At 63.8% G+C, this 26,224-nt stretch carries 18 protein-coding genes and 3 pseudogenes; 20 read left to right on the top strand and 1 reads right to left on the bottom strand.

The features are described from left to right. The 14 genes and pseudogenes from KQ933_RS31160 to KQ933_RS33655 all read left to right on the top strand — a co-directional run. Positions 1–699 carry a LysM peptidoglycan-binding domain-containing protein gene (locus KQ933_RS31160; protein WP_216759857.1) on the top strand — a complete coding sequence of 233 codons (699 nt, stop codon included), beginning with the start codon at positions 1–3 and terminating at the stop codon, positions 697–699. Continuing rightward, entirely contained in the window at positions 677–1,789 is a 1,113-nt protein-coding gene (locus KQ933_RS31155; protein WP_216759856.1) for a phage late control D family protein, read from the top strand. Before KQ933_RS31160 ends, KQ933_RS31155 begins: the two co-directional genes overlap by 23 nt. Continuing rightward, the gene (locus KQ933_RS31150) at positions 1,786–2,424 is read left to right on the top strand and encodes a phage baseplate assembly protein V (protein ID WP_216759855.1); all 639 of its coding nucleotides are present in this window, start codon (positions 1,786–1,788) and stop codon (positions 2,422–2,424) included. The genes KQ933_RS31155 and KQ933_RS31150 overlap by 4 nt, the downstream gene beginning before the upstream one ends. Positions 2,425–2,435: 11 nt before the next feature. Then, positions 2,436–2,732 (top strand): PAAR domain-containing protein, encoded by a 297-nt coding sequence (locus KQ933_RS31145; protein WP_216759854.1) that lies wholly within the window; start codon positions 2,436–2,438, stop codon positions 2,730–2,732. Positions 2,733–2,737: 5 nt separating this feature from the next. After that, positions 2,738–3,148, top strand: coding sequence for a GPW/gp25 family protein (locus KQ933_RS31140; protein WP_216759853.1), 411 nt, complete (start codon positions 2,738–2,740; stop codon positions 3,146–3,148). Continuing rightward, on the top strand, positions 3,145–8,274 hold the full coding sequence (locus KQ933_RS31135) for a baseplate J/gp47 family protein (RefSeq protein ID WP_216759852.1): 5,130 nt from the start codon (positions 3,145–3,147) through the stop codon (positions 8,272–8,274). The genes KQ933_RS31140 and KQ933_RS31135 overlap by 4 nt, the downstream gene beginning before the upstream one ends. Then, on the top strand, positions 8,271–10,190 hold the full coding sequence (locus tag KQ933_RS31130) for a putative baseplate assembly protein (RefSeq protein WP_216759851.1): 1,920 nt from the start codon (positions 8,271–8,273) through the stop codon (positions 10,188–10,190). Before KQ933_RS31135 ends, KQ933_RS31130 begins: the two co-directional genes overlap by 4 nt. After that, complete coding sequence (locus tag KQ933_RS31125) at positions 10,187–12,331, top strand: phage tail protein (protein ID WP_216759850.1); 2,145 nt, start codon at positions 10,187–10,189, stop codon at positions 12,329–12,331. The genes KQ933_RS31130 and KQ933_RS31125 overlap by 4 nt, the downstream gene beginning before the upstream one ends. Positions 12,332–12,355: 24 nt before the next feature. Continuing rightward, complete coding sequence (locus KQ933_RS31120) at positions 12,356–13,993, top strand: hypothetical protein (RefSeq protein WP_216759849.1); 1,638 nt, start codon at positions 12,356–12,358, stop codon at positions 13,991–13,993. Positions 13,994–14,005: 12 nt separating this feature from the next. Further along, on the top strand, positions 14,006–14,947 hold the full coding sequence (locus KQ933_RS31115; RefSeq protein WP_216759848.1) for a hypothetical protein: 942 nt from the start codon (positions 14,006–14,008) through the stop codon (positions 14,945–14,947). A 21-nt stretch (positions 14,948–14,968) separates the two neighbouring features. Further along, positions 14,969–18,169 carry a DUF4157 domain-containing protein gene (locus tag KQ933_RS31110; protein WP_216759847.1) on the top strand — a complete coding sequence of 1,067 codons (3,201 nt, stop codon included), beginning with the start codon at positions 14,969–14,971 and terminating at the stop codon, positions 18,167–18,169. Between the two features lie 22 nt (positions 18,170–18,191). Then, positions 18,192–18,740, top strand: a complete 549-nt coding sequence (locus KQ933_RS31105; protein ID WP_216759846.1) for a GAD-like domain-containing protein — start codon at positions 18,192–18,194, stop codon at positions 18,738–18,740. A 366-nt stretch (positions 18,741–19,106) separates the two neighbouring features. Beyond that, positions 19,107–19,826 (top strand): response regulator transcription factor, encoded by a 720-nt coding sequence (locus KQ933_RS31100; protein ID WP_216759845.1) that lies wholly within the window; start codon positions 19,107–19,109, stop codon positions 19,824–19,826. A 45-nt stretch (positions 19,827–19,871) separates the two neighbouring features. Then, a pseudogene (locus KQ933_RS33655) lies at positions 19,872–19,967 on the top strand (NmrA/HSCARG family protein); the annotation flags it as partial. Positions 19,968–20,004: 37 nt separating this feature from the next. Here KQ933_RS33655 and KQ933_RS31095 read toward each other — a convergent pair. Beyond that, the gene (locus KQ933_RS31095; protein WP_216759844.1) at positions 20,005–20,586 is read right to left on the bottom strand and encodes a recombinase family protein; all 582 of its coding nucleotides are present in this window, start codon (positions 20,584–20,586) and stop codon (positions 20,005–20,007) included. 57 nt (positions 20,587–20,643) lie between these two features. Between KQ933_RS31095 and KQ933_RS31090 the strand changes: the two genes are divergently transcribed. The 6 genes and pseudogenes from KQ933_RS31090 to KQ933_RS31065 form a co-directional block, all read left to right on the top strand. Continuing rightward, on the top strand, positions 20,644–21,126 hold the full coding sequence (locus tag KQ933_RS31090) for a DUF4158 domain-containing protein (protein WP_367882536.1): 483 nt from the start codon (positions 20,644–20,646) through the stop codon (positions 21,124–21,126). Beyond that, positions 21,104–21,685, top strand: a pseudogene (locus KQ933_RS31085) (RHE_PE00001 family protein); the annotation flags it as partial. The gene KQ933_RS31090 and the pseudogene KQ933_RS31085, both read left to right, overlap by 23 nt. A gap of 357 nt (positions 21,686–22,042) precedes the next feature. Further along, positions 22,043–22,267 (top strand): hypothetical protein, encoded by a 225-nt coding sequence (locus KQ933_RS31080; RefSeq protein ID WP_216759843.1) that lies wholly within the window; start codon positions 22,043–22,045, stop codon positions 22,265–22,267. Beyond that, positions 22,264–24,753: an AAA family ATPase gene (locus KQ933_RS31075; RefSeq protein ID WP_216759842.1), complete on the top strand. Its 2,490-nt coding sequence runs from the start codon at positions 22,264–22,266 to the stop codon at positions 24,751–24,753. The genes KQ933_RS31080 and KQ933_RS31075 overlap by 4 nt, the downstream gene beginning before the upstream one ends. Before the next feature lie 63 nt (positions 24,754–24,816). Next, positions 24,817–25,341, top strand: coding sequence for a hypothetical protein (locus KQ933_RS31070; RefSeq protein WP_216759841.1), 525 nt, complete (start codon positions 24,817–24,819; stop codon positions 25,339–25,341). Next, positions 25,274–26,224, top strand: a pseudogene (locus KQ933_RS31065) (IS481 family transposase); the annotation flags it as partial. The gene KQ933_RS31070 and the pseudogene KQ933_RS31065, both read left to right, overlap by 68 nt.

The following is a 26,224-nucleotide window of genomic DNA, read 5'->3' as shown; positions in this document are numbered from 1 at the left end:
ATGAGCAGGCAACAGCTCGAAAAGGCCCTGATCACGGTGCTCGACGGCGCCGACCGCAACAAGGTCATCACGGTCCTCTTCAACCCGACAGAATACAGCCTCGACCGGACCAACAGCTACAAGGCGATGGCGATCCCGGGCCTTGGGTCGCCGATCCTGCAGTTCGTCAATGGCGAAGCCGATCAGCTTAGCATGGAGCTGTTCCTCGACGACTATACCGACCCGGAAGGGCCGACCTCGTCCCGCAAGAAGGAAGCCGAGCCGGTCGGAAAGCGGCTCAAGGAAATTTCGGCGCTGCTGGAGATCGATCGTGATCTCCATGCGCCGCCGCCCGTTCGCTTCAACTGGGGACCGATGGAGTTCGTCGGGGTCATCGAGAAGCTGGGGCGGAAGGTTTCGAAATTCCATCCCGACGGCACACCGGCACGCGCCACTCTCAATGTCAGCTTCAAGGAATATCGGTCGCTGCGCCAGCAGCTCGAAAGTCCGCGCCGCGAATCCGCCGACAAGACCAAGCGGCGGGTGGTGATCGGTCGTGACAGCCTCTGGGCGATCGCCGCCCGGGAATTTGACGACCCGAGCGAATGGGTCCGCATAGCCGAAGCCAACGACCTTGACGATCCCCGCGACATCAAGCCGGGCGACTGGCTGACCCTTCCACCCATGGAGCATCCCAATGGATCTCTCGGCGCTCTCTAGCAAATACGGCGATTTCTACGCCCCAGCCTTCGCGGTGCGCCTCGGGCGGGACGACGTGATGCGCGACCTCCTGATGAGCGTGGCACAGGTCGAGGTCGACATGGTGCTGGGCGCGGCGGGCCGTTTCAGCTTCACTGTCGTGAACTGCTACGACATCAAGTCGCACAGCTTCCTGACCGGACGCGGCACGCCCATCCTCGGCCTCCTGAAATTCGGCGCCGAGCTCCAGATCGCCATGGGCTACGGCGACGCCCGCACCATGCCGCTGATCGCGAGCGGCGTCATTACCGAGATCAATACCAGCTTTCCCGAGTCGGGCACGCCGGAGCTTACGGTGGCGGGCTATGACCATGCCTTCCCGCTGACCATGGGCAAGAATACGCGCACTTGGGCCAAGGCGCTGGACAGCGACGCCGCCGAGGAAATCGCCAGCTTCCACAACCTCAATTCCAACATCCAGCGGACGCAGGAGCGTCATCCCCAGATAGAACAGAGCCAGGAGAGCGACTTCGAGTTCCTGAAGAAGCTTGCCGACCGCAATCATTACGAACTGTTCGTCGATGAAAAGCGCACGCTGCATTTCCGCAAGCCCAACGACACCGCCTCGGCTGTCGTGAAGCTGCTCTGGGGGGAGGGGCTGATCAGCTTCAAGCCCGAAGCCAATCTCGCCGGCCAGGTCTCGAAGGTCGAGGTCTATGGCTGGGACCCAAAGAAGAAGGAAAAGATTATCGGCACGGCCACGGCCGGCGAGGAATCCGGCAAGGACGCCAAGGGCCGCAGCGCAGGCGAACAGCTCAAGACATTCGTGAAGGATTCGTCCAAGCAGCCGGTCCTGCGGCTGCGCCAGCCGGTCTTCAGCAAGGCCGAAGCCGAAAAGCGCGCTTTCGCGGCGCTCAACGAACGGGCCAAGCAGTTTCTCACCGGCGACGCGGAGTCCATCGGCATTCCCGAGATCAAGCCGGACACCAACGTCCAGTTCGACAATCTCGGCTCGCCCTTCTCGAAGACCTACTACGTCCAGCAGTCGACCCACAAGGTCGACGGAAACGGCTATCGCACGCGCTTCAAGGTCAAGGAGACAGCCCTATGAACATGATGCCGAACATGGCGCGCGAAACGGACCACGAATCCGGCGGGATGATCAAGGGCGTCGCCATCGCCATCGTCACCCAGAACAAGGACCCGGAGAGCCTCTGCCGGGTCAAGGTCCGCTTTCCCTGGCACGACAAGCCCACTGAGAGCTACTGGGCCCGGCTGTCCGCGCCGATGGCAGGGGCAGACCGCGGCTTCGTCTGCATACCCGAGGTGGACGACGAGGTCCTCGTCGCCTTCGAGCGTGAGGACGTGCGCTTCCCAATCGTGCTTGGCGGGCTTTGGAACGGCAAGGACAAGCCGCCGCGCTTCAACGGCGATGGCAAGAACGACAAGCGCATCCTGCAGTCGCGCAAGAAGCACTACCTGCTGTTCGACGATGGCGACAAGGGCGTCGTCGAACTGCTGCACCACAAGGGTCGCAAGGTCACGCTCACCGATGACGGCATCACAATGGAAGACGGAGCCGGCAATTCCGTCAGCATCGACAGCAATGCAGGCTCGATAGCCATCGAGGCCAAGGGCGAACTCAAGATCAGGGCGGCCACCATCGTCATCCAGGCGACGGGGACGCTCGACGTCAAGGCGTCCGGCACGCTGAGCGTGCGCGGCGCGCTGGTCAACATCAACTGAGGAGGCAAGCCATGGGACAACCGGCAGCGCGCATCGGCGATCAGACCGGCCACGGTACACCACTGGCGCCGGGGCCTGGTTGCCCGACCGTTCTCATCGCGGGGCAACCGGCATGGCGAACCCTGGTGGATACGCATGCCTGTCCGCTCGTCGATGGCGTCAAGCCCCATGTCGGCGGCGTGGTCCTCGTCGGCAGCATGACGGTGCGGATCGGCGGCATGTTCGCGACACGGCAGGGCGACATGATCGTGGAGGTCGGCGCGCCGAACCCGATCGCCGCCGGCGCCGCGACAGTGATGATAGGGTAGGGGCGATGGAAGAGCACAAGGACTTCCTCGGAAAAGGCTGGGCGATGCCGGTGGGCATCGATCCGCGGACCGGTGCCGTCGCGACCGCGCAGCATGAGGACGATATCCGCCAGTCGATTCGCATCATCCTCGAAACCGCCCGCGGCGAGCGGATCATGCGCCCCGACTTCGGCTGCGGCATCCATGACATGGTGTTCGAGGCGATTGACAGCACCGCCATGGAGCGCATCCGCTCGGAAATCGTCGCGGCATTGCGGCGCTACGAAGCCCGCATCGAAGTCAACGACGTGACGATCGACGACAACCTGCCGTCACAGGGACTGCTGCTGATCGAACTGGAATACCGGATCCGCCGGACAAACCAGGTCGGCAACCTGGTCTTCCCCTTCTATTTCAAGGAGGGCAGCACGTCATGAAACGCTTCGCCGCGCCCCGACTGGAGAACCGTCGCACCGCCGATTTCCAGCGCGAACTGGACGCACGCGCGGCGACATGGCTGCCGAACTGGAACCGCGACGAGAACAGCCCGGATTTCGGTCTTGCCCTGCTGAAGATCGCCGCGCGCTTCAGTTCGGAGGTCGCCGAGCGCCTCGACTTCGCCGGTGATAAGATGGCGCTCGGCTTCCTGGACTGGCTCGGCATGAAGGCCGAGGCGGCACGGCCGGCGCGGGTGCCCGTCGCGTTCAAGCTGGCCGATACGGCGACGGCACCAGTGACGGCGCCGCATCCCGTCAAGATGCAGGCCGATGCAGGCGACGCCGTCACCTTCGAAACCGAAACCGACCTCAGGATCGTTCCCGGGGCGATCGAATTCGTCGTCGGGGTCGATCCGGCAAACGACAGGTTCTACCTGCCGCCTCCGGGGATCGCCTCGCTCGAGCCAATCGAGGCACTGCCGACCGAATGGCGGCTCAAGAGCTTCGCCGCTGCCGGGGCCACCATGCTGCAGCTCGATCCGGGCTTCGGCCTCTCGGAAGGCATGATCATCGCGATCGGCGACACGCAGTACGAGATCCGCAAGGCCCAGGACGACCTGCTGACCATCGAGCCGCCGCTCGTCGCCGATGCGATCGAGAACCAGACCGTGGTGCGAAAGGTGACGACGTTCCGGCCTTTCGACGGGGCCAGAAATCGGCAGGAACACATTCTCTATATCGGCGATTCCGACCTGCTCGATATCGAGGCGGCCGGTTCGATCGAGATCGCGGGATTGCCGCCGCTCGGAGATGCGGTGACCTGGGAATATTGGGGGAAGACCGAGAACCCCAGCAACCCCGACGACGTCGATGCCCGCTGGCGCGCGATCGAGGATCCCGGAGCCGGGAGCGGCGGCACGATCCGCCTGACCAAGCCCAAGGGTGCGGTAGAAGAAACCCAGGTCGGCGCCGCCCAGGCACGCTGGATCCGCGCACGCCAGGTGATGAGCACCGAGATGACGTCGGTCGACGGCGTCGAACTCAAGATCAATCCGCTGCCCCCCGGCGAGACCGTGCCGGAGGATATCAAGACGGTCGACTGGACCAGGCTGCTTCGCCCTGATGTCTTCGTCAATTCGGCGTCGTCCCCGCCAAGTAACTTCTACCTGCTGGGCCGCGAACCACGCATGTTCGACACCCTCTATCTGGGTTCCGACGAGGCCTTCTCCAAAGCCGGCGCCACGGCCTGGATGCAGTTCGACATCGCCGACTCCGTCTTCCAGTCGATGAGCGGCACCAACACCGGCGTCTTCGGCTATGTGATCGCCGCCATCGACGCGCGCGGAGCGCTTCACCTACTCACGCGCACAAGTTCCGGCAGCCTTGTCCGCCTTCGCGACCCGCTCGAGCCCGAGGGCCTGAAACTGACAGGCAGCGTGGCGCCCGTCATGTGGGTCGACGGATTGGCGCTCCGCATAGCGGTCGCGGCAGGCGACCAGGTGCTGGTGCGCGTCGAGACCTGGCCCGACAGGTCGGCGAGCAAGTGGCTGAGCCTCGGCAAGCCCGCGTTCGATACGATGGCAACCGCACCGGTCGACGGCCTCTCCGTCGTCAACTGGAACGGCCAGGCGACACTGGTCGCGCTCAAGGATGCCCGGCTGTCGACACGGACAGCCAATGCAACGACACCGGACATCTGGCCGCCGAAGGCGGTGGAGGACAGCCACCAGGTGCCAATCGACATCCGGGACGTGGTGCAGGTCAGGCACGCGACCGTCGCGACGGTGCCGACCAGACTGCTTGCCATCTCGGCCGGCAATGATGTCTACGACATCGTGGCGGCGGCGGCTCCTCAACGGCTTATCGCCAACATCGCCACCGATGTGCGGCCATGCGGGCTCGAAGATGCCGGCGAGCTCGAGGTCGTCGCCGTCGATGCGGCACATGCGGGGCTTCTGGCCCAGCGCGTCGGCCGCCTCCCAGCAGCGCCGATCGCCTCACCAGCGCTGGATCCGGGGATCAGCTTCTTTCAGCACACGACGATCAGCGGCCGTGTCGAGGACGGACACCTGACCGCCTACCTCATCGCGAGGGACCAGAATGCCGTCGGGCAGAGCCTGATTTCCTGGCAGCCGTTCATCAACGGCCGGGACGATATCCTCTACCAGATCCCCACCGGGGCCGGCGTCGGCGAGCTGGAGGGAAGTTCCGTTCTGGCCGAAGTGCCGCTGCCCGGCCAGAACGGCTTTCTGTTTCTCGCGGGAAGCCAGCGCGGCGAGATGTATTCGGCGCTGCTGGGCAGCCGCATCACGCTCTCCGAAGCCAGCAACAACCTGCGTTCGGCGGTGGCGATATCGCCACCGGCCAACCTGGCGGTCGCGGGCGACACGATCGGCTTCAACAATGCCAACGGCAATTTCGTCCTGTCGACGGTCGAAGGAACGAGCGTTCGCGGCCTGGCGGGGCGAGTGAACACGCAGTTCTTCTGGATCAACAGGTGGCGCCGCGTCGACACCACTCCGAGGAACATCGAGATCTACCGGACTTCCGTTGCCATCCCAGTCGACCAGCTGACGGTCGACGCGGCCGATCCCTCCATGGTTACGTTCCAGGCCGGGGTGGCGATTCCGTCCCGGATCCTGGTTCGCGACAATGCGGGGGAACTCGCCGCCGTCGATATCGCCTTCGACACGGTCACCCAGGTGGCGACCGCCACGCCGCCATTCCCGGCGGCGGCACAGGGAACCGGCGTCGGATACTGGGCGCCGGTCGCCCTGCAGGCCACCGTCTATCCCGCGCTGACGCTGTCCGCCGCCAATAACGCGATGCTGAGCACCGATATGTTCGGCGGCGGCAACCCGCAGTTTCCGGACCTGTCGCCGCGTCACCAGAATGTCATCGCCCAGGAGACGGTGTCGACCAACCCCACGCGCCTGGCCTTCGAAACCGCATGGCAGAACGCGCCCCAGGGCGCGACCTTCCGGCTGGTGGTGGACCAGAGCGTGACGGCCTGGTCGCAGGTGCTCGGCGATTCCGCCACCAATCCCGCATTGTCGTGGGAATATTCGAACGGCACGAGCTGGCTACACCTGCAGATAGCTCCCGCGGACGACGGGACCAACAGCCTCAGAAACTCGGGCACCATAAGGTTCACCGTGCCGTCCGATCTCAGGCCGTCGGAATGGGCGGGAAAGACCACTCACTGGATCCGCGCGCGGCTAATCGGAGGCGACTATGGCCGCGAGAATGTCGTCGTCATCTCCGAGCCCGTGCCCAACTCCAACCAGACGAAGCAGACCGTGCAGCGGACGACCGAGGGCATCCAGCCGCCCTATGCGCTGGATGTCGGCATTGCCTATGCCATCGACACATCGGCGCCGCCCCGCTTCCTGCTCACGCGGGACAGCGGCATGCTGCGCGACCAGAGCGACGCGAACCGGACGCCGGGCGCGAGCATCGAAGTCTTCACCCCGCTTGCCACCACGCTTGGCCGCCTCGATGGCCTTGGCCCGGCGGGCATCCAGCCGGGATCTTCCACGCCGAAGGACGAGGCGGGCTGTGATTGCCCGGCATGCACGGCCGAGGCAGGGCAGGGGGCAGCGACATCGGATGCGGCCGCCGAACGACCGGTGGCATCGCGAGCCGCTGCCACGGCCGCGAGCTCGGTCGGTAAGCGCGCGCTCTATGTCGGCCTCAGGTCGAGCCTGATCGGCGCCCCGGTCAACGTCCTGTTCACTGTGGATCGCGAAGGTGGCTACGACGCGATGGCCCCGCTGCGGGTCGATGTGCTGATCGGCAACCGGTTCACCCCGGTCCTCGCGGCGGACGACACCTGCGCGCTCGGCGAACGCGGTCTGCTGAAAATGGCCTTCCCGGTAGTGCCGACGGAGGCGGAACTGTTCGGCCAGCCGCCGCTGACATGGCTGAGGCTTGCGCCGACGGCTGTCGACGACACGTGGACACCATCGCTGAGCGGCGCCCATCTCAACGCCGTCTGGGCGCGCGCCGCCGAGACGATGACGCGCGAACTGCTGGGCGCCTCGTCGGGCGAGCCGAACTTGACGGTGTCGCTCGCCCGTCCCCCGGTGCTGCAGAACAGCCTGCAATTGCGGGTGCGCGAGCCGCTCGGCGACGAGGAACGCCACGCCATGCTGGACCAGGACCCGAACAGCGTCCTCTTCGACCTCACCGATCTGCCCGGCGACTGGGTGATGTGGAAACAGGTCGCCGACACGATAGACCGCGCTCCGACGGACCGTGTATATGCCTTGGACGAGGCGACCGGCACGATACGTTTCGGCGATGGCCAGCACGGCATGATCCCGCCCACCGGCGCCGATGCGATCGTCGCCTTCAGCTACGAGCGCGCCGATGCCGGAACCGACGGCGTGGTGCCGGCGAACTTCCTCGTGGCGCGAAGCGAACTCAATCTCGTCACCGCCGTCGAGGGTGTCGAGACGGTGCGGGCCGCCGATTCCTCGGCCGGCGGCGTCGCGACGGAATCGCCGCAGCGCGTGCTGCAATTCGCGCCCGCGCGCCTCCGCCATCGTGGCCGTGCCGTCTCCGCGTCCGATTTCGAGAGCCTCGCGCAGGAGCGCTCCGACCAGGTGGTACAGGCCCGCTGCACCAGTCGCAACGGGCGCATCCGCCTGATCACGGTCATGCGCGGCGACAGGCCGGTCCCCAGCCGCGCCCAGCAGCGGGAGTTGCGGCGCATGCTGCTCGACATCGCCCCACCGGCATTGGCCGCGCCCGGAGCGCTGACGATCGAAGGACCCGGCATCCGCATGTTGCGCGTCGACGTCACGGTCGCGATCGCGACGCTCGACATCGCGGCGGGCGTTTCGGATACCGCCACCAGCCGCATTAGGGCCTTCTTCGATACCGAACGCGGCGGTCCGAATGGAGAAGGCTGGCCGCTGGGGCAGTCGCCCCGCGAGGAAGACGTCGCCGTTGCGCTGCTCGACATCGGCGGCCTCGACAACATCCTCGACATCAGCCTGATCGAGCTGTCCGGCGACGGCAGTGAGAACCCATGGCCCACCGGCATCCGCGCGAACGAACTGGCCATGCTTGCCGACGATGGCGTGCGCGTAGCGTTCAAGGCGAAGGAGGCCGCGCTGTGACGAGGCTTGCACCCGTTCTCTTCAACCGTCGCTATCGGGACCTGGTCGAGATCGGCCGCTCGCGCCTGCCCGGACTCGCACCGGAATGGACGGACCACAACGCGCATGATCCGGGCATAACGCTGATCGAACTGCTTGCCTGGGTCACCGAGGCGCAGCTCTATTCGCTGTCGCGGATGCGCCGCGACGAGCGCGCCGCCTATGCCGCCCTGATGGGTCTCGTGCCGACCGGCATGCAGCCCGCTCGGGGCCTGCTCTGGCCAGACCGCGACGATCCCGATGCACAGGCGCAGATGCTGCAGCAGGCGGTGTTCATACCCGCAGACACCGCGATCCACATTTCGGGCGGCAATGTGCCGAGCTTCCTTCCGGCGCGTCCGATGCTCTGGATTCCCGCGCGCATCGTTTCGGTTCGAAGCCGGTTCCCGGACGGCATGTCGGCTGACCATCTTTCCGCCAATGTCCGCGGCGGACCGGCCTTTGCGCCGTTCGGCGACGGTGACGGCCGCGGCGTGGTGTTCGAACTCGTCCTGTCGGCGACCGGCTGGCTGCCGCTCTTCGAGACCGACCGGCCGCGAGACAGCACCCTGTCCATCGGCATCCGCGTGGAGCGGGGTAGCGCAGAGGCCGCCGCGAGCAGCGGGACAGGCGCCCCCTTCGAGGTGACACTGACCACCGAGGAGGGGACTTTCCCGCTGGCTGTGATCAAGGATGGCACCCATGGCATGCTGCGCACGGGCGTGATGGTCCTCGACATCTCTGCAGTCGAGGGCGCGCCGAAGGTGGCGACGGTCGAGTTTCGCGCCCCGACGGGCGTCGACCGCGCACCGCGCCTGCTGCGCATCGAGCCGAACGTCCTTGCCATCGTCCAGCACAGGATGGTCGAGGAACAGCACGACGCCGATGGCAATCCCGACCAGCAGTTCGACCTGGAAACACCCGGCATCACATTTCCGCCGGGCGCGGCACCGGTGGTCATCGAGGTCGAACGACACGGCGCAATCGCGCCATGGACGCAATGTGAGCGGCTATCCGATGCCGGCCCGGAGGATCGTGTCTTCGCCTTCGATCCGGCCGCAGCAAGGGTGATGTTCGGCAATGGCATAAACGGGGCGATCCCGCCGGCCGAAACGACGATCATTGCACGCTATACCGCCAGTGACGGCAGGCTCGGCAATGTCGCGGCCAATCGCAAATGGGTGGTTCGCGGCTTCGCCGGCAATTTTGGCATGAATATCGACGTGATCGCCGATGGCGCCGACGCACCCGGGCTGATCGACCAACGCAGCGCGGCCCGGATCGCCATTCGCGAAGGCCATGCGCTGGTCAGCGCGGGGGATTTCGAGACGGCGGCGCTCGGCCTTCCCTACCTTGAGGTGAGTCGTGCCTGGATGCGGCCGCCGACCAGCGGCAGCCTTGCCGGTGAGCCGATGCAGCTCATCGTCATGCGGACGAGACAGCAGGGCCGGGAGCCGGAACTGGTTCCGGAAACCGGCCGCTGGCTGGCGGCGGTGCAACGCGCGTTGAACGCGCGCCTTCTGCTGGGAACCCGCATTGTCGTCGCCGCGCCGCGCTATGTCGATTTTGCTATTGCCGGCACCGTCGAGCCGGAGCCCCGGATCGAGCCGTCCAAGGTGGAGAAACGCATTCTCGAGGAACTGGCCCGACGCCTCACCTTGGTCAGCCCTTCGCCGGCGATCCCCGCAAGACCGTTCGGCCTCAACGTGACGGCGCGCGACGTGTCGGCCTGGATCGAGGCATTGCCCGAGGTCCGGCGAGTTCGGGAGCTCCGGTTCCTTCCGGCCGAGGGCGTCACGGCCGACCAGGTGACGCTGACGGCAACCGGCCTGCCGCGCCTCAACGTCGACGGTTCCGATATCAAGGCGGTTCGGCCAGGGGAGGGGGGATCGACATGAGCCCGTCCCGGACCTCGGCCTTCCTTTTCGCCACGAAGGCGCAATGGGCCAGCTGCCTGTTCGTCGGCGCCGACCGCCAGGCGCTCGACTCCGGCGCGGGACCGGCCCCATCCGCACCCTGGGGAACGCCGCCGCAGCTTGTCGCCACGCGTGGAGCAATCGCCCCGACGATCACCGACACCGGCGACCTGATCTGGCGCGACGACGCCGGCGTGATCCAGCGCCTGCACGATGGCGATACCGGGCCCGTTGCCCTGGCTGCGCCGACGGGGGCCGATGGGACAGTGCGGATGGTCGCCGCGCCTGGAATTCTCTGGACATTGGATCGGGCAGGGACGCTGCAGGCATTGGATATCGACAGCCTCAGCCGCCTGCTCGTCGTCGCCACCGGCAGCGGCAAGGTCGTCGACATCGCGGCCGGTGCCCATGGCTCGCTTTACGCGCTGGTCCACGAATCCGGGCACCATAGCCTCGCGCATGTCGACCGCGCCGGAAGGATCGATTCCGAACGCCCGCTGGATCTGCCTGCCGAACAAGATGCCCCTCCACGCCACGGCCCGCAGCTGGCCTATCTGCATCGCACCCGAGATGTCGTCGTGCTGACCGAGGTAGGAACCCGGCTTAGCTGGATCGACGCGGAGACAGGCACGATCCTGACATCCATGCCGATCACGACGCTGCGGCCTTGTTTCGACGCCACCGTGATCGGCAACGACGGTTGCGACAGGCTGTTCATCGCCGGCGTCGATGGTCGTGCCGCGGGCGGCCGCTCTCGGGTTCTGACGATTGGAGACGGCGGTGACGTCCTTGGAAACACTGCCTTCGACGGCATGCCTACCGGGCTGGTCGCGGATCGCCGGCGTCTGTGCGTGACCACGTCGAGCGGGCTGCTGCGCTTCGAGCCCGCCGGAACGGTGCCACTGGACAGTGGCGAGCTGCGCACCACACTCGTCACGCCGGCACTGCAATCGCCCGCGGCGACAGGGCAGCGCTGGACCCGCATCGAAGCAGACGCGGACCTTCCCGAAGGATGTACCATCGAGATCAGCTTGGCATCCTGTGACGACAGCACGATGCGCGACACGATCGCCGGCCAGTTGGCCAATGCCGCCGTGCCCGCACCGCACCGGCTCCATGGCTGGCGCGAGGCGATGGCGCCGGTCCGTACCTTCGTCTTCCATGGCAAGGGCAGCGAGCCGGGCCCGGCCAGCACGTTCTCGGTTCCACTCCATGACATCCGCGACCCCTATCTCTGCATCGGCATCGCCATCATCGCCGCGCCGGGCAGCGGGATGCCGCGCCTGCGGCAACTTGTCGTCCACTATCCGGGCCTGATGCTGATCGACAATCTCCCCGCGATCTATCGCCGGGGGGAATTCGAGACCGGCAGCTTCCTGCGCGGGCTGGTCGGCGTGCTCGAGGCCACCACGCAGGATCTGGACGGACGGATAGCCGATCTCGGCCACAACATCCATCCCAAGACCGCCCCGCCGGAATGGCTCGACTTCGTCGCGCGATGGATGGGGCTGCCATGGCACGACGCGCTGTCCGCCGATCAAAAGCGCAGGATCGTCGTCAATGCCCGAGCGCTGGCGGATTCCCACGGAACCCGCCGGGGCCTCGAACTCCTGCTCGCATCCCTGCTTCCGGGAGAGCCGCCCCGCTTTCGCATCGTCGATCTCATGGCGGACTATGGCGTAGCGCGGCTGGGCCACGACGGCTGCCCCGGCGCGCGGCTGCCGGCCATGCTCGCGGGACTTCCGAAGACGGCGTCGGAACTCGGCAACAAGGCGATGCTGGGAAGCGCGCGACTTGCCTGCGGCGAGCCGGAAGACATAACCGCACGGCTCGCCGGCCGCATCCGCGTCGACCTTGCGCTGGATTCGGCCGAGGAGCGCGACTGGTCGCCCTGGCTGCGCGACCTCATCGAGTCGGTGCTGCCAGCGGCGGCGCGCGTCGAGCTGCGCTGGCTGGGCCGCAGGGCTTTCACCATCCGGAACGAACTCCACGACGATCTCATTCTCGACGATGATCCGCCTGCGCGGCTGGGCACCGATGCCGTGACCGGGCTGGCCCGGCTCGGCGGAAATGAACGCACAACCATACCCGATCGGATATCGGGAAGTTCCTCGTTGCAATAGGCGGCCCGAAGGAGGGTACGAGCAATGGATATGCCAAACAGGTCGACATCCCGCCGGGCAAGGGCGGTGCCTCCCAGTTGCTGCGACGACGCGTGCCCCCCTGGCGGACGCAACAACTATTTCATCGGCAAGCGGCTGACGCCGCAGTCCTATCTTTCCGAGCAGCAGTTCCTCAACGGGCGCCGACACCTGCTCAACCGTGCCATCCACGGCTGGGGAGTGGTCTACGGCTTTGCCCTCACGATCAACGGAAAGTCGGGCGCGGGCGTCATCCGCATCGGCGAGGGGCTGGCGCTCGATCGCGCCGGTCGCGAGCTCTGGCAGGTGGGAAGTATCGATGTCGAGCTTGACAACCTCGTCATCCTCGATAGTGACGGCAGACCGCTGCGCGTCGACGGCAAGCTCGACGGACGCCTGGAACAGGTCGAGGCCAATGTCGAGGATTGCTGGCTCCTGAGCGCCCACTACGCCGAACAATCCCTGGACCCGGTCATGCTCAAGGGCGATTGCGACTGCAAGCGCAAGGAATGGGACCGAACCTGCGAAATCGTGATCTACTCGCTGCGGAAGGTCGACTGCGCGGAATGCTGCAAGCCATATGTCTGCGAACTCGACTGCCAGTGCGACGCGGGCGGCGGGTGCTGTGGCGAGGCCGATGACGGCAGCGCGGAAAAGGAAGCCGAGGTCCGCGCGAAGCTCGCCGAACTCCTTCGGCAGGAGCCGCGCGACGAGCCGTCGATCGCGGCCCTGAGCCGGGAGCTGGAGGAGCTGATACGACACCGGCTCGGGGCCGGACATGGCGGACACGGCGGGCACGGCCGCGGCGGCTGCCTGTGCCTGTGCGAGCACCTGACCGGGCTGCAGGTCGGCGTCGACTGCATGCGGCTCGAGGACGTCGACGGATGCACGAAGGCAGACCTGGAAAACGGCCTGCCGCTCGCCTGCCTGCGGCTCGGCCGCGACGATTGCGGCGACTGGTCGATCGGTGCCATCCTGGATGCCTGCGGCCCGCGCCGCCTCGTCAAGCGCAACGACCTGCTCTTCGATTTGATCAACGGCTGCGACCTGACCCGCATCGTCGAGATCGGCTGGGCGCCCTGGCACCGGCGCGACGCCCCGCCGGTCCCGTTCGACCAGTTCCTCGCGTCGCTGGGCTTCGACACCAAGGAACCCGATTACGTCGATTATCCCACCACGGACTTCTGGGTGACGTTTTCTCGACCGGTGCGCGTCGACACGATCAGGCCGGATTGCTTCACCATGGCCGTCATGAGCGACCAGACGGAAGGCTGCTGGCGCGAATATTACCGCGTGCCGGTCATCGATGTCCTGCCGGAAGACGAGGATTCGACCGGTCACGCACGAAGGATGCGCATGGTCGTCAGCGGGGCCTGGCTTCGCGACGGCGTCGAAGGGGACGGCAGCATCTTCCTGCGCGGCGAATGCTATGTCGAAATCGAAATCCGGGGTGACTTCATCATCGACTGCCTTGGCCAGTCCGTAGATGCCAATCCGCGCGGCCGGGCGCCCATCCCGACAGGCGGCGGCGAACCCGGGGACAGTTATCTCTCCACCTTCACGGTCGCGCGCCGCATCCCGCCTCCACCGGTCCCCAGGGCCAATGTCCAACAGCAACGCCAGCGGGCGCCCGGCACCACATAAAGGAGACATTCGATGAGCCCGAAAGACAATTGCGTCACCGTCGCCAAAGGCAGTTCGACACTTGTCCGGCCAAGGTTCAGTCCGGGGCTGCTGCTGCGCGACGACGACCTCCGGGTCGGTGTCGACTATACCCGCGATCTCAGCCGGCTGCTGTTTCGTTCGCTGTTCGGATGCGGCGTCGTCTGCGGCCTGATCGTCGATAGGCGGATTTCCTGCGGCAAGCTGATCGTCACCGTCGAGAGTGGCGTGGCGCTCACCTGCGAGGGCGAGCCGATCCATCTGCCGCAGACGGAAACGCTGACGATAGACCCCTGCGGCGGCAAGAAGCTAAAGCCCAAGCTGTGGGTCACGCTCGCCCTGACCCAGAAATGCTGCGCGCCCCGATCCGCCGTCTGCTCCTGCGACGATGACGACGCCACCAGCGTTACCACCCGCGAACATGCCGGTTACGAGATCCGCATCGTCGAGACGGACCCCGCGGGATGTGCGTGCGGCTGCACGGAAATTCCCATTCCCAGCACACAGGGCCCCGACACGTCGGGAGGGATCGTCGAGACATCGACCCCGGTCCCGGCACCCGCGGTCGACGCGAAGACGGCGGCCAAGGCCAAGGCTGCTGCCGCTGCCGCGAACGCGGATACGAGCCTCGCCGCCGACATGAAGACCGGACCGTCCGCGCGTACGTCCGAGGGCTGGGGAGCGGATCCCTGTTCGCCCTGCTACGCGGATCACTATGCCGGCAGATGCGACTGCTGCGGCTGCCACGACGACGCGGTCGTCCTGGCCGTTCTGACGCGCACCGACACCAAGGGTCTGGAGAATGGCGAGATCGGGGAATGGTCGGTCAATCACAGCGTCCGGCGGTTCGTTCGTCCGATGCTGATGCGCGACCCCCGGGTCTGGTGCGAGCAGAACGGCGGCAAGGATCCCTGCGCGAAACCGGAACGGACGTGAAACTGAAAAGGTCACGCAGTCGTGGCAGAGCAGCACCAGCCACTTCGTGCCTCCCCGACGATCGAGCGGCGACCGCCCGCCCATATCGTCCAGCGGAGCGCGGCCACAAGCACCTCTCCCGCCGCGACCCCGCGCGCGCAGGCGAGCCAGCCGACGTTATCGACGGCCGCACGCCCCGGACAGAGGGCTGTCTCCGTTTCCGTCACATCCCCCGTCTCCATCCAGACCGCGCGGGTCTCCCAGCCAAGCGATCCCGCCGAGCTCGAAGCAACGCGGACCGCGCGCAAGATCGTCCAAATGGGCGAGCCCGCGAAGGCCCCTGCAAAGGCGCCGGCGATCAGGCCGGAGGAGCAGAGCAAGAAGAAACAGGTCGTGCAACGTGCCGCCAGGGAGGCCCAGCCCGCCGTCAAGCCGGACGAGGACGCAAGGAAGACCCCGATCCAGCGTGCGGCCCGCCCCGCCGCGCCACCGGTTCTGACCACGGCCATCTCGCCGGCGGGAGGCGGCGCGCCATTGCCGGCCAGCGTTCGCAGTTTCATGGAACCGCGTTTTGGCGCCAATTTCGGCAATGTTCGCATCCATACCGGAAATGCCGCCGCCGAGCAGAGCGCCAGTCTCAACGCCCATGCCTTTACCGTGGGCCAGCACGTCTTCTTCGGCCGCAACCAGTTCCAGCCGGAGAGTTCGTCCGGCCGGGAGCTAATCGCGCACGAGCTGACGCATACGATCCAGCAGGGCGCCGCCGTCCAGCGCAGCGCCGCACCAGACATCTCGGAGCGCAGCGAGCCGCAGATTCAGCGCTTCGGGCTGAGCGACGCGCTCGACTACATCGCCGACAAGGCCAACTACATTCCCGGCTTCCGGCTGCTGACCATCGTGCTCGGAATCAATCCGATCAACATGGCACCCGTCGAGCGCAGCACCGCCAACATACTCAGGGGCATGCTGGAGCTCATTTCGATCACCGGCGCGCTTATCGCGCAGGCGCTGGACCAGTACGGCATCCTGGCGAAGGTCGCCGCCTGGGCGGAGGGACACATCCGCTCGCTAGGCATGGTGGGCGGCGCCCTCAAGCAGGCGCTGACCAAATTCCTCGATTCATTGGGCTGGAGCGACATCCTCAGCCCCGGCGACGTCTGGGAGCGCGGCAAGCGCATCTTCACCGAACCGATCGACCGGCTCATCTCCTTCGGCAAGACGCTTGTCGGCGACATACTCGGCTTCATACGCGAGGCCGTGCTGATGCCTCTCGCCAAACTGGCCGAGGGCACGCGCGGCTACGACCTGCTCAAGGCAGTGCTCGGCCAGGACCCCGTGACGGGAGAGAAGGTCGCGCCCACGGCCGAAGCTTTCGTGGGCGGCTTCCTCAAGCTGATCGGCCAGGAAGATATCTGGGAAAACATCCAGAAGGCCAAGGCGCTGCCGCGTATCTGGGCCTGGTTCCAGGGTGCGATGGCCAGTCTCAAGGGCGTTGTGTCGCAGATCCCCGCCCTGTTCATCGCCGCGCTCAAGGCGCTTGACATCAGCGACCTCGTCCTGCCGTTCAAGGCCTTCGGCAAGCTGGTCAACGTGTTCGGCAGCTTTGTCGGCCAGTTCGTCAGCTGGGGCCTCGGCGCGGCATGGACACTGCTCGAGATCGTCTTCGACGTGGTTAGCCCCGGCGCGCTCGTCTATGTCAAGAAGACGGGTGCGGCGCTCAAGGGCATTCTCAAGAATCCCCTGCCTTTCGTCGGCAATCTAGTAAAGGCCGCCAAGCTCGGCTTCACCGATTTCGCCGGCAACTTCCTGACGCATCTGAAGGCGGGGCTGATCGACTGGCTGACCGGCTCCCTTCCTGGGATCTACATCCCCAAGGCATTCTCCCTCGTCGAGATCGCCAAGTTCGCATTCTCGGTCCTGGGCCTGACCTGGGCCAATATCCGCGCCAAGCTGGTAACGGCCGTGGGCGGGCCGGTCGTCAAGGCACTGGAGACCGGCTTCGACATCGTCGTGAAGCTCGTTCGCGAGGGGCCAGCCGCCGCCTGGGATCTCATCAAGGAGCAGCTCGCCAATCTCAAGGACATGGTCATAGGCGGCATCACCGACTTCGTGGTCGACACGGTAGTGAAGAAGGCGATCCCCAAGCTGATCTCGATGTTCATACCGGGAGCGGGATTCATTTCGGCGATCCTGTCGATCTACGACACCGTAATGGTCTTCGTGAACAAGATCTCGCAGATCATCCAAGTCGTCAAAAGCTTCATCGACTCGATCGTGGCCATCGCCGCCGGCCAGATCGCCCCGGCCGCGCAACGCGTCGAGGGGATCCTCGCCAACCTGCTGTCGCTCGCGATCAACTTCCTCGCCGGCTTCGCCGGCTTGGGCAAGGTCGCGGACAAGATCATGGGCGTGATCAACAAGATCCGCGCACCGATAGACAAGGCGCTGGACTGGCTGATCGGCTGGATCGTCGGAATGGCCAAGAAGCTCGGCAAGGGCATTGTCCAGGCCGGCGTGCCAAAGGATCCGCTGAAGCGGCTCGACCTGGCCGCCAGTGCGGCGACGGCCGCGGCCAAGCGACTGGGCAACGGGTTCACCAAGCCCCTGTTGATCCCAATCCTCGCCAGCATCAAGGCGCGCTACGGCCTTGCGTCGATAGACGTCTTCGAACGTGGCGGAAGCTGGTGGGTGAGTGCGGCGATCAATCCCAAGCTCGAGCGCAACATGGGCATCATCACCGTCGGAACGCCCGCCGCGGCTGCCGCAAGCACCCTGACGCCGATGAAGCAGGTGTCGATCGACTTCAAATGCAACACCGGCAAGTACATCCTGTCGGTTTACTCCCAGCAGCTCAAGGGCCAGGAGGACGGCTTGAACGTCATCTCGGTGAAGGACTGGAAGGACAACCGCAAGTCCTACGATGCGAGCGGTCGCGGATCGTCGGTACCGCAGGAAGAGGTCCGCGAGCTCTACCGGAAAGATCTCAAATCCCGTAATATGACCCCCACGGAGATCGAATTCCAGCTCGCCCGTCTTGCGGCGCTGCACGAGCCCGATCTCGTTGCAGGTGGCTTCAACACGATAGCGAAGCTCGGTTCCCGCTACATCAATTCGTCGATCGGCTCGCAGTGGAAGACAAAGGTCGAAGACATCGAGACAGGCGTCAAGGCGATCGACAAGAAGGATTGGCCCAAGCAAAGGATCAATGTGAAGCTCCAGGCAGTCGCATTCACGGAAGCATGACGACCACCCGAAAGGACAGGCGATGAGCGCATTCGAGGACTTCGAGAAACTCTATGGCCCAGCCGACGACCGGATCATTCCGGGCGCCGAGCAGATTTCCGCCTATGCCGACCTCCTCCCCGAAGAGATCCTTCAGGCTTGGCGCGAGAATGGCTGGTGCTCCTATGGCGACCGCCTGCTGTGGATGGTCGATCCGGGGCAGTTCTCCGACATTATCGGCGACCTTGCGGAATTCGAGAAAGGCACGCCGGTCGTATTCGTCCGATCCGCCTTCGCACACCTCTATATCTGGTGCGACGGCGCCGCCTATAGCTTCGACGTCCATCACGGAAGCCTCAGCCGCGTGACCGACAACATCGTCGTGATGTTCATGCTCATGTGCGACGAAGAGGTGAGGGAGAAAATTCTCCGATCATCCCAGTACAAGCGCATGGCCCCCGCGCTGGGACCCCCCGATCGCGACGAGTGCTATGCGTTCGAGCCAGCCCTACAGCTCGGCGGCAGCGGAGCGGACGACACAATCAGACGTGTCAAGATACGTGAGCACCTTGGAATTCTGTCCCAGATCTGAACTTTTCGACCGGCGGCAGGTGTAGCCACACCCAAGAAAGCAGAAATCCAATCGTCGGTAGAAGGCCGGAAGAAGCGTCATGAAGTTTTTCTTCAACAAATCCAGTGCGTTCAGACCTGAGAATTGTCTCCGGCCGCAACCTCTGACTTCGGACGGTTAACTTTGAAAAAAATAGGACAACCGCGCAAGCTCAACTTTCGCGGAATCTAGGTTGCTACACAGAACGACTCCAAGCTGTCCCGGGATTGCATTTTCCGGACCATGACTTATACTTTTGGACAATTAGCCCGAGCATTTCAGGGGTAATCCTTCAGGCTAGTTTCCAATCGGCACTCCCACGGTAAATAGAGGGGGGGGGGGAGCGGCATGAAATTGGTAATCGTAACTCCCATACGATTATTTGGTGACGGTCTGGCGGCCTGCCTTCGGCAGCACGACGATATCGTCCTTCAGGGCATCTATTCCGATATCGTGGCGCTTCGCCACGCGCACGCCACCTCGGCGGCGACGGTCGCGTTGATCGACGTCACGCAGGGGATCGATCTCGGGGAAGTGCGCGCCACGACGGTGACATTCCCCCATATCGCCTTCGTGGCGCTCGGCCTGGTCGAACAGCGTCAGGAGATCATTCGTTGCGGCCGCGCCGGCTTCATCGGTTATGTCGATCGCGACGCCTCGGTGGACCATCTGCGACAGGCAATGCACGACGCGCTCGCGGGAAGGCTGAACTGCAGCGCCGAAGTCTCCGGGGGCCTGCTGCGTGCCCTGTTCAACCGGGAGACGGACCAGGATGCCGACGCCCTCGACCAGGGCCTGACACATCGGGAAGGACAGGTGCTGAGACTGATCGGCGACGGCCTGTCCAACAAGGAAATCGCCAACGAACTCTCGATCAGCATCGCCACCGTGAAGCACTACGTCCACCACATCCTCCGTAAGCTGCAGATCTGCCGGCGCGCCCAGGCCATGCGGCGCGTGCGACAGGCACCATGGCTTGCGGCCTCGCCGCCGATCATCCAGAGAGCCGACGCGGACGGCGCGGTGGTGCCCAACCGACTCTCCAAGCGCAGTCCGTCCGGGCTATAGCGAACCGCGGGATGATAGGCAGAGTGTCAATCTCCTCCATCGTCTGGGCTCGATCCAAGCGGCTTCGGGAGCAACATGGCGACGTTCATGGTAAAATGGACGGCCTATGAAATGCGCCTGATGGCGTCACGACACGAAAGTGGTAATTCTGTCCGGCTTTTGAGAACGTATCCGGAACTCAGGTTGGTTTAACCGTTGATGTCGGTGCTTTTTCGGCCCTGAGAGCTTCGTACAGGGCGGTTTTGCCGATTTTCACGCGGGCTGCGGCTTCCCGGACGTTCAAACCGGCCGCCAGATGCTGACGGGCTTTGGCAAGTTTCTCCGGGGTTACGACCACTTGTCGGCCACCGCGTCGGCCGCGCTCCTCTGCAGCTTGCAGTCCGGCGCGGGTTCTTTCTCGGATGAGATCGCGCTCGAACTGGGCCAGCGCTCCGAACAGGTGAAAGACGAGACGGCCACCGGATGTCGTTGTATCGATGTTTTCGGTGATGGAGCGGAAACCGACGCCCTTGGCTTCCAGCTCGGTGATGATTTCGATCAGGTGTTTCATCGACCGGCCGAGACGATCGAGCTTCCAGACCGTCAGCGTGTCGCCGTCCCGAGCATAGCGGATCGCCTCAGTCAGCCCTGGACGATCGGTCTTCACACCCGAAGCCGTGTCTTCAAACAGCTTCTCGCAACCCACCTTGCGCAGGGCGTCGATTTGCAAGGCTGTATCCTGGTCCCCGGTCGAGACCCTCGCATAGCCGATGGCGGTCATAACGCGTGATCTGTCCGTTTTCTCGTTGAAAGCGGACAATGTCCGATTTGACGTCGAATGGCAAGGTCTACGGACAATATCTGTGGACGCCGCCAAACGTCCGTTTGTCGGACACGCATTTTCCAGTTCGCTGCACTCTCCACAACGAAAACTGGAAGATCAGAGATGGCACAAAGAGCACTGCTCAGCGAGGCATGGTGGCAACAGGCGACGACCATCCCGGACGACGAAAGGGCGATCGCCAAACATTACACAATGGACAGGCCGGATCTCGACCTGATCATGCGGCAGAACAAGGCATCGAACCGGCTGGGCCTTGCCTGTGTTCTGGCCACACTGCGATGCCTGGGCCGACCGCTTGCGGATGGCGAGATCCTGCCTCTCGGCGTCCTGCGGTTTCTGGCGCGGCAGATCGGTGTCGATCATCGTGAGATCGAACGGTACTTCGAGCGTCCGCGGACGCGGCGCGAACATCTCGTCCTGCTTTTCGATCGACTGAAGATGCGTCCGTACCCGCGAACGAGATCCTCTCGTCTATGATCTTGACTGGGATGAGGACACCCGGATCGACGAATGGCGCAGCGTGTTGCGGCGGGCCGAAGGATTGCCGGCGGTGCTGCAGGCGATCGTCGCCCTCGATACCTGGAACGAGCTTGCCGTCCTCCAGCACGCCCCTTGGCTTGGCCGGCTTTTTGCCGCGTCCATCCTGCGGCAGGCCGACATCACCACCGGCGCCCATCTCGCCGCCCTCAATCTCGGCCTGAAAACCGTCCCCGTCGATCGGCGCCGGCATCGCGATCGGGAGACGCGGATGTTGGCCATCGCCCATGGGCTTTTGGCGGCCGCCGAGATCGGCATGAAGGAACATGACCGACTGGTTTTGGCCCGCACTCTGTTTGAGAGGAAGCTGGAAGGACGGCGAACGTCTTCAAAACTGCCGGAACTGGTCGAGCTGGTCATGGCAAAGCCATTGGTGTCGGCCGGGATGGTGGCGAAAACGCTGGAGGTGACGCCGCAGGCGGCGCGGCGCATTGTTCGGGAGCTCGGTTTGAGGGAGATGACGGAGTTGGGGAGGTTTCGGGCATGGGGTATCGTTTGAGGAATGCCAGGACCACAGGTTGGGGTTGCCGCGTTCCCGCGCGGCGGTCAACGCACAGCCAGCGGCCAGAAACAGTTGACGGCTGTTCGTCGGTCTACCTCTTCACCCGCATTTTCTTTATGCGATTTGCATCCTTCACGGACTGATAGTCGCGCTGGAGAGATTTATTTGAAATATTCTCACCAAAGGTAGCGATCACCCGCACCAGCTTCCCGCCTTTTATTTACTGAATCTACGCTGGCGATTGTTCATAGCTGATTCCGAAGTGGTGGATGTTCGCCGAATCGATTTTCTACTATAAATAGAGCGTTCTGTTTTTTACGGCATCGGACGTAGCGTATTGGGAAGGGCGCGCACATGAAGTTTGAACTCGATAACTCTTTCGACGACAATCTCGCACTGTTTAAAGCGGAGGCGGAAAAGCTCGATCCCGAATGTGCGAAGATCCTGTTCGACAATCTGGGGCTTATTGAGAAAGGTGGCGATGCAACGCCGAACCGCGCAACGATTGGCGAGTTTCATAAAGCTGTTTTGACCGCGCTCGACAATCTGTCGAAGCCCCTAGAGGGCGAAAAGTCGTGACCCGCTATTTTCTCGGTGCCCTGACAATCGAGGGCTTTCGCGGCATCAATAACGACGGCGACCCGCTTGTACTCAAATTTAAACCCGACGCCGTCAACTCGCTGCACGCGCCAAATGGTGTCGGGAAGAGCTCTATCTTCGAAGCCATTCATTACGCCATTTACGGCACAGTTCCACGCCTGAAGGCAATGCAGGACGCCGAACAAGGCGACAGCTATATCGTCAACAAATTTCATCCCGGTCAGCAGGCGACGATCGACCTAACCTTCGTGAGCGATGACGGGACAGCAGATGTTACGATCAAAGTAACGCGTGCGGCCAACGGCGCGCGTCTGGTGACATCACCGAGCGGGCATGCGGATCCGCAGCAGTTCCTCGTGAGCTTGCAGGAGGATTTTGTCCTTGTCGATTACGGCCGATTTGCCAATCTGGTCGACATTTCGGCGTTAGATCGGGGTCGGTCGTTCGCATCGCTGGTGGGGCTAAGCCGTTATTCCAGGCTCCGCCAAGCGCTCGACGGTTCGAAGAGGACGCAGAACATCAACAGCGATCTCGGCCTTTCTATGCTAGACGCGGAGGTGACTACCGCCGCGCGTGCGCTGAGCGGCGTTGAAAGACGCGTCATTGCCGCTCACGACGAAGTCGCGGGTGTAGGCGGCGCCGCCATCGACAAGCTCGCTGATTTGAAGACCGCCGTCACTGCCGCATTGTCCGGTATCGCATTGCTCAAGCCACTTTTGGATGAGGGCTCGGTCATGGACCTCGATTTCGACGCTGCAGAGAAGGCAATCGAGAGGGAGGAAGGTGGGGAGGCACGAAAGACGCTCGATTCGCTGACGGGAGCGGTGGCTTCGCTATCGGCGATCTCTGTTGTGGGTGCAGATGGCAGCGATGTCGATCGGCTTATCGATCTCGCGAAGAGACGAGATGAGGCAGTGCGTGCCGTCGGCGCTGAGGCGCTGCACACTCTATTGAAGGATGCGCTGGCGGTTGTTACGGGAACTGACTGGCACGATCCAAATCAATGCCCCGTCTGCGAGGCAAAGAGCGAAGCGCCGTTGAAGCCCAGATTGGAGGGCAAGATTGCCCTTTATGACACGGCTGCCCAACTCGGCGTCGAACTCGCAAAGGAGGTTTCGACAGCGCCGGGGATCGCCAAGCTTCGCCAGATCGAAGAGGCACCGGCCATGGCGATTGGTACGAGTGATCGGCTGCACGTGGCCTTCGATCTTGCGGTAAAGAAGGGTGAGGTGACGACTGCTGATCTGGAGAAAATCAGTGATCGGCTATCCGACCTTGAGAAGCTCCGCGCTGGCGCTCTGGAGCGCGCGCAAGAGGAGACTGCCACTCTGCAAGCGCAACTGCCGCCCTCGCTTGTGCAGGTAACTCGTACGCTCAGTTTCGCAAAGCAGTTCCGCGATGCGGTGCTCGAATACGAAACCGCGGAGCCGAGCTTGAAGGCGAAGCAGGACAAGCTTAAGCTCCTTAACCGCTGGAAGTCGTTCATCACCCAGGCTGGCCAAGCGTTCGCCGACGCGGAGGCGACGTTGGCGAACGAGCGGATCGGTGAGATCCAGACCTCATGTCAGGAGCTATTCGTCAACTTTGTGCGCGGCGGGCCGGACGTCAAGCCAACGCTGATACGGGCCCAAAATAGCGAAAATGTGGACCTCACGCTCGCGGATTTCTTTGGTTTGCACGATCTTAGCGCACGGGCGTTGCTCTCAGAGAGTTATCGCAATGCTGTGGCTGCTTCGATTTTCTTGGCGGCCGCGATAAAGCATAGCGGCGCCCCGCGCTTCATGGTGCTTGACGACGTAACGTCGAGCTTTGACGCTGGGCATCAGTTCGCGTTGATGGACGGGATGCGTACGCTGTTGCGTTACGGCGCGGTGCCTGACGGTTTGCAGTTTATTATCCTCAGCCACGACACGAGCCTGGAAAAGTATTTTGACAAGCTCAACGGCACGACTGATTGGCATCACCAGAAACTTCAAGGAATGCCGCCGAAGGGCCGACTCATGGTATCATTACAGGAGGCGGACCGCCTCAGGGCCCAGGCACTTCAGTACCTCAATGCGGGTCAACTCGATATCGGCGCGCCGTTCCTCCGCCAATATCTCGAATACAAGCTGGGACAGGTGATATCGAAACTCGAGATCCCCGTTCCACCTGACTACGCAACGCGAGGTGACAAACGGACGTTGTCGACATACATCGATGCGATCACCGAGGCCGTGACACTGTATCAGGCCGCGAACCGGTGCATCCTGGCACCCCAGCAAATCGCCGATCTGCAAAACCACCATGCGCCGTCGATCATGGGCAATTTCGTCAGCCACTACGAGACCGGCGCGGGGACCCTCTTCAATGCCTACGCTCTGCTAGGTGTCCTGCAAAGCATCGACAGCCTCGCGGATTGCTTCACCTATACTGACCCAGCGAACGGTCAGAAGAGATATTATCGCAGGCTCGATCGAAAATAATCTACGGTACAAAGAGCGCAGCGCTGACATGCGCAACTCCGGTGAAGTATGTCGAGGGAGAATATGACGGTTAGTGGACTTGATTTTCGTCAAACCTGGCTATGGCGGCAAGCGTTTGTAAACCCGCGTTCAGACACCGCTACTGATGAGCAGGAATTCTTTCGAGCACAATATTTGTCCATACGCGAGAGGGCCGGCCATCTCGTGTCGCGCATTGCGGTCGATCTTCCGGGAATGACCGTGCACGACCTCTCGCACCTAGATGCGCTTTGGGATACCGCTTCGTCTGTGGCTGAGGGCGCTGTCGACGTGAATCCAGCCGAGGCATTTGTTCTCGGCGCCAGTATTTTGCTACACGACGCTGCGATGAGCTTGGCCGCCTACCCGGGTGGTCTTGCCGAAGTAAAGACCACTATTGCGTGGCAGGATGCTCTAGCTGTGAGCTTTCAGGAGGTTGTCCATTCGGTCCCGGTGGGGAAAGCTGAGGTTGTCGAAGCTTCAGTGATTCCCGGAGGACCGAATGAACATCCACAAGAATGCCCGTTTGACGCCACGGCGTCGAGAGGAGATGGCGCGCTGCGTTGTTGAAGGCCGTCTTTCCAAAGCCGTTGCGGCGCGGACCTACGGCGTGACCTCGAAGGTCGTGGCGCGCTGGGTGTGGCGTTTCCAGGCCGAGGGCCGCGCCGGCATGGCCGACCGCTCCTCGCGGCCGACAAGGAGCCCGAGACAGACCGCGGCGGCGATTGCCGACGAGATCGCGACGCTGCGTCGCCAGCGGCTGACGGGCAAGCACATTGCCAAGCAGACGGGCGTGTCGGCGGCGACGGTCAGCCGGGTGCTCAAGCGGGCGGGTCTTTCGCGGCTGAAGGACATCGCACCGGCCGAGCCGGTGCGCCGCTACGAGCGCCAGAGCCCTGGCGAGATGATCCACATCGACATCAAGAAACTCGGGCGTTTCGACCGTGTCGGCCACCGCATCACCGGTGACCGCACCGGCCAGTCCAACAGCCGCGGCGTCGGCTGGGAGTTCGTCCATGTCTGCATCGACGACGCCTCGCGCGTCGCCTTCTCGCAGATCCTGCCCGATGAGAAAAAGGAGAGCGCCGTCGCCTTTCTCAAGGCGGCGGTCGCCTATTATGCCAGCCTTGGCATCACCATCGAACGGGTGATGACCGACAATGGCTCCTGCTACCGGTCGAAGGTCTTCGTCAAGGCCTGCCGCAAGCTTGGCCTCAAACACATCCGCACAAAACCCTATACGCCCAAGACCAATGGCAAGGCCGAGCGCTTCATCCAGACCGCGCTCAGGGAATGGGCTTACGCCGTCGCCTACCCAACCTCAGACCACCGCGCCGCCGAACTGCCGGCCTGGCTCCACCGCTACAATTGGCACAGGCCTCACGGCAGCTTAAAATCCCAAACACCAATCAGCAGACTCGGCCTGGCCGAGGACAACCTGTTGAGGCTCCAC

This window comes from Rhizobium sp. WYJ-E13 (assembly GCF_018987265.1).
Taxonomy (GTDB): domain Bacteria; phylum Pseudomonadota; class Alphaproteobacteria; order Rhizobiales; family Rhizobiaceae; genus Rhizobium.
Note: the sequence above shows the minus strand (reverse complement) of the source record. Positions and strands in the feature narration are given on the sequence as shown.

Bases quoted from the DNA above. Each gene is read 5' to 3' on its own strand.
- KQ933_RS31160 (WP_216759857.1), top strand. From the start codon at position 1: ATGAGCAGGCAACAGCTCGAAAAGGCCCTGATCACGGTGCTCGACGGC.
- KQ933_RS31155 (WP_216759856.1), top strand. From the start codon at position 677: ATGGATCTCTCGGCGCTCTCTAGCAAATACGGCGATTTCTACGCCCCA.
- KQ933_RS31150 (WP_216759855.1), top strand. From the start codon at position 1,786: ATGAACATGATGCCGAACATGGCGCGCGAAACGGACCACGAATCCGGC.
- KQ933_RS31145 (WP_216759854.1), top strand. From the start codon at position 2,436: ATGGGACAACCGGCAGCGCGCATCGGCGATCAGACCGGCCACGGTACA.
- KQ933_RS31140 (WP_216759853.1), top strand. From the start codon at position 2,738: ATGGAAGAGCACAAGGACTTCCTCGGAAAAGGCTGGGCGATGCCGGTG.
- KQ933_RS31135 (WP_216759852.1), top strand. From the start codon at position 3,145: ATGAAACGCTTCGCCGCGCCCCGACTGGAGAACCGTCGCACCGCCGAT.
- KQ933_RS31125 (WP_216759850.1), top strand. From the start codon at position 10,187: ATGAGCCCGTCCCGGACCTCGGCCTTCCTTTTCGCCACGAAGGCGCAA.
- KQ933_RS31120 (WP_216759849.1), top strand. From the start codon at position 12,356: ATGGATATGCCAAACAGGTCGACATCCCGCCGGGCAAGGGCGGTGCCT.
- KQ933_RS31115 (WP_216759848.1), top strand. From the start codon at position 14,006: ATGAGCCCGAAAGACAATTGCGTCACCGTCGCCAAAGGCAGTTCGACA.
- KQ933_RS31105 (WP_216759846.1), top strand. From the start codon at position 18,192: ATGAGCGCATTCGAGGACTTCGAGAAACTCTATGGCCCAGCCGACGAC.
- KQ933_RS31100 (WP_216759845.1), top strand. From the start codon at position 19,107: ATGAAATTGGTAATCGTAACTCCCATACGATTATTTGGTGACGGTCTG.
- KQ933_RS31095 (WP_216759844.1), bottom strand. From the start codon at position 20,586: ATGACCGCCATCGGCTATGCGAGGGTCTCGACCGGGGACCAGGATACA.
- KQ933_RS31090 (WP_367882536.1), top strand. From the start codon at position 20,644: ATGGCAAGGTCTACGGACAATATCTGTGGACGCCGCCAAACGTCCGTT.
- KQ933_RS31080 (WP_216759843.1), top strand. From the start codon at position 22,043: ATGAAGTTTGAACTCGATAACTCTTTCGACGACAATCTCGCACTGTTT.
- KQ933_RS31070 (WP_216759841.1), top strand. From the start codon at position 24,817: ATGACGGTTAGTGGACTTGATTTTCGTCAAACCTGGCTATGGCGGCAA.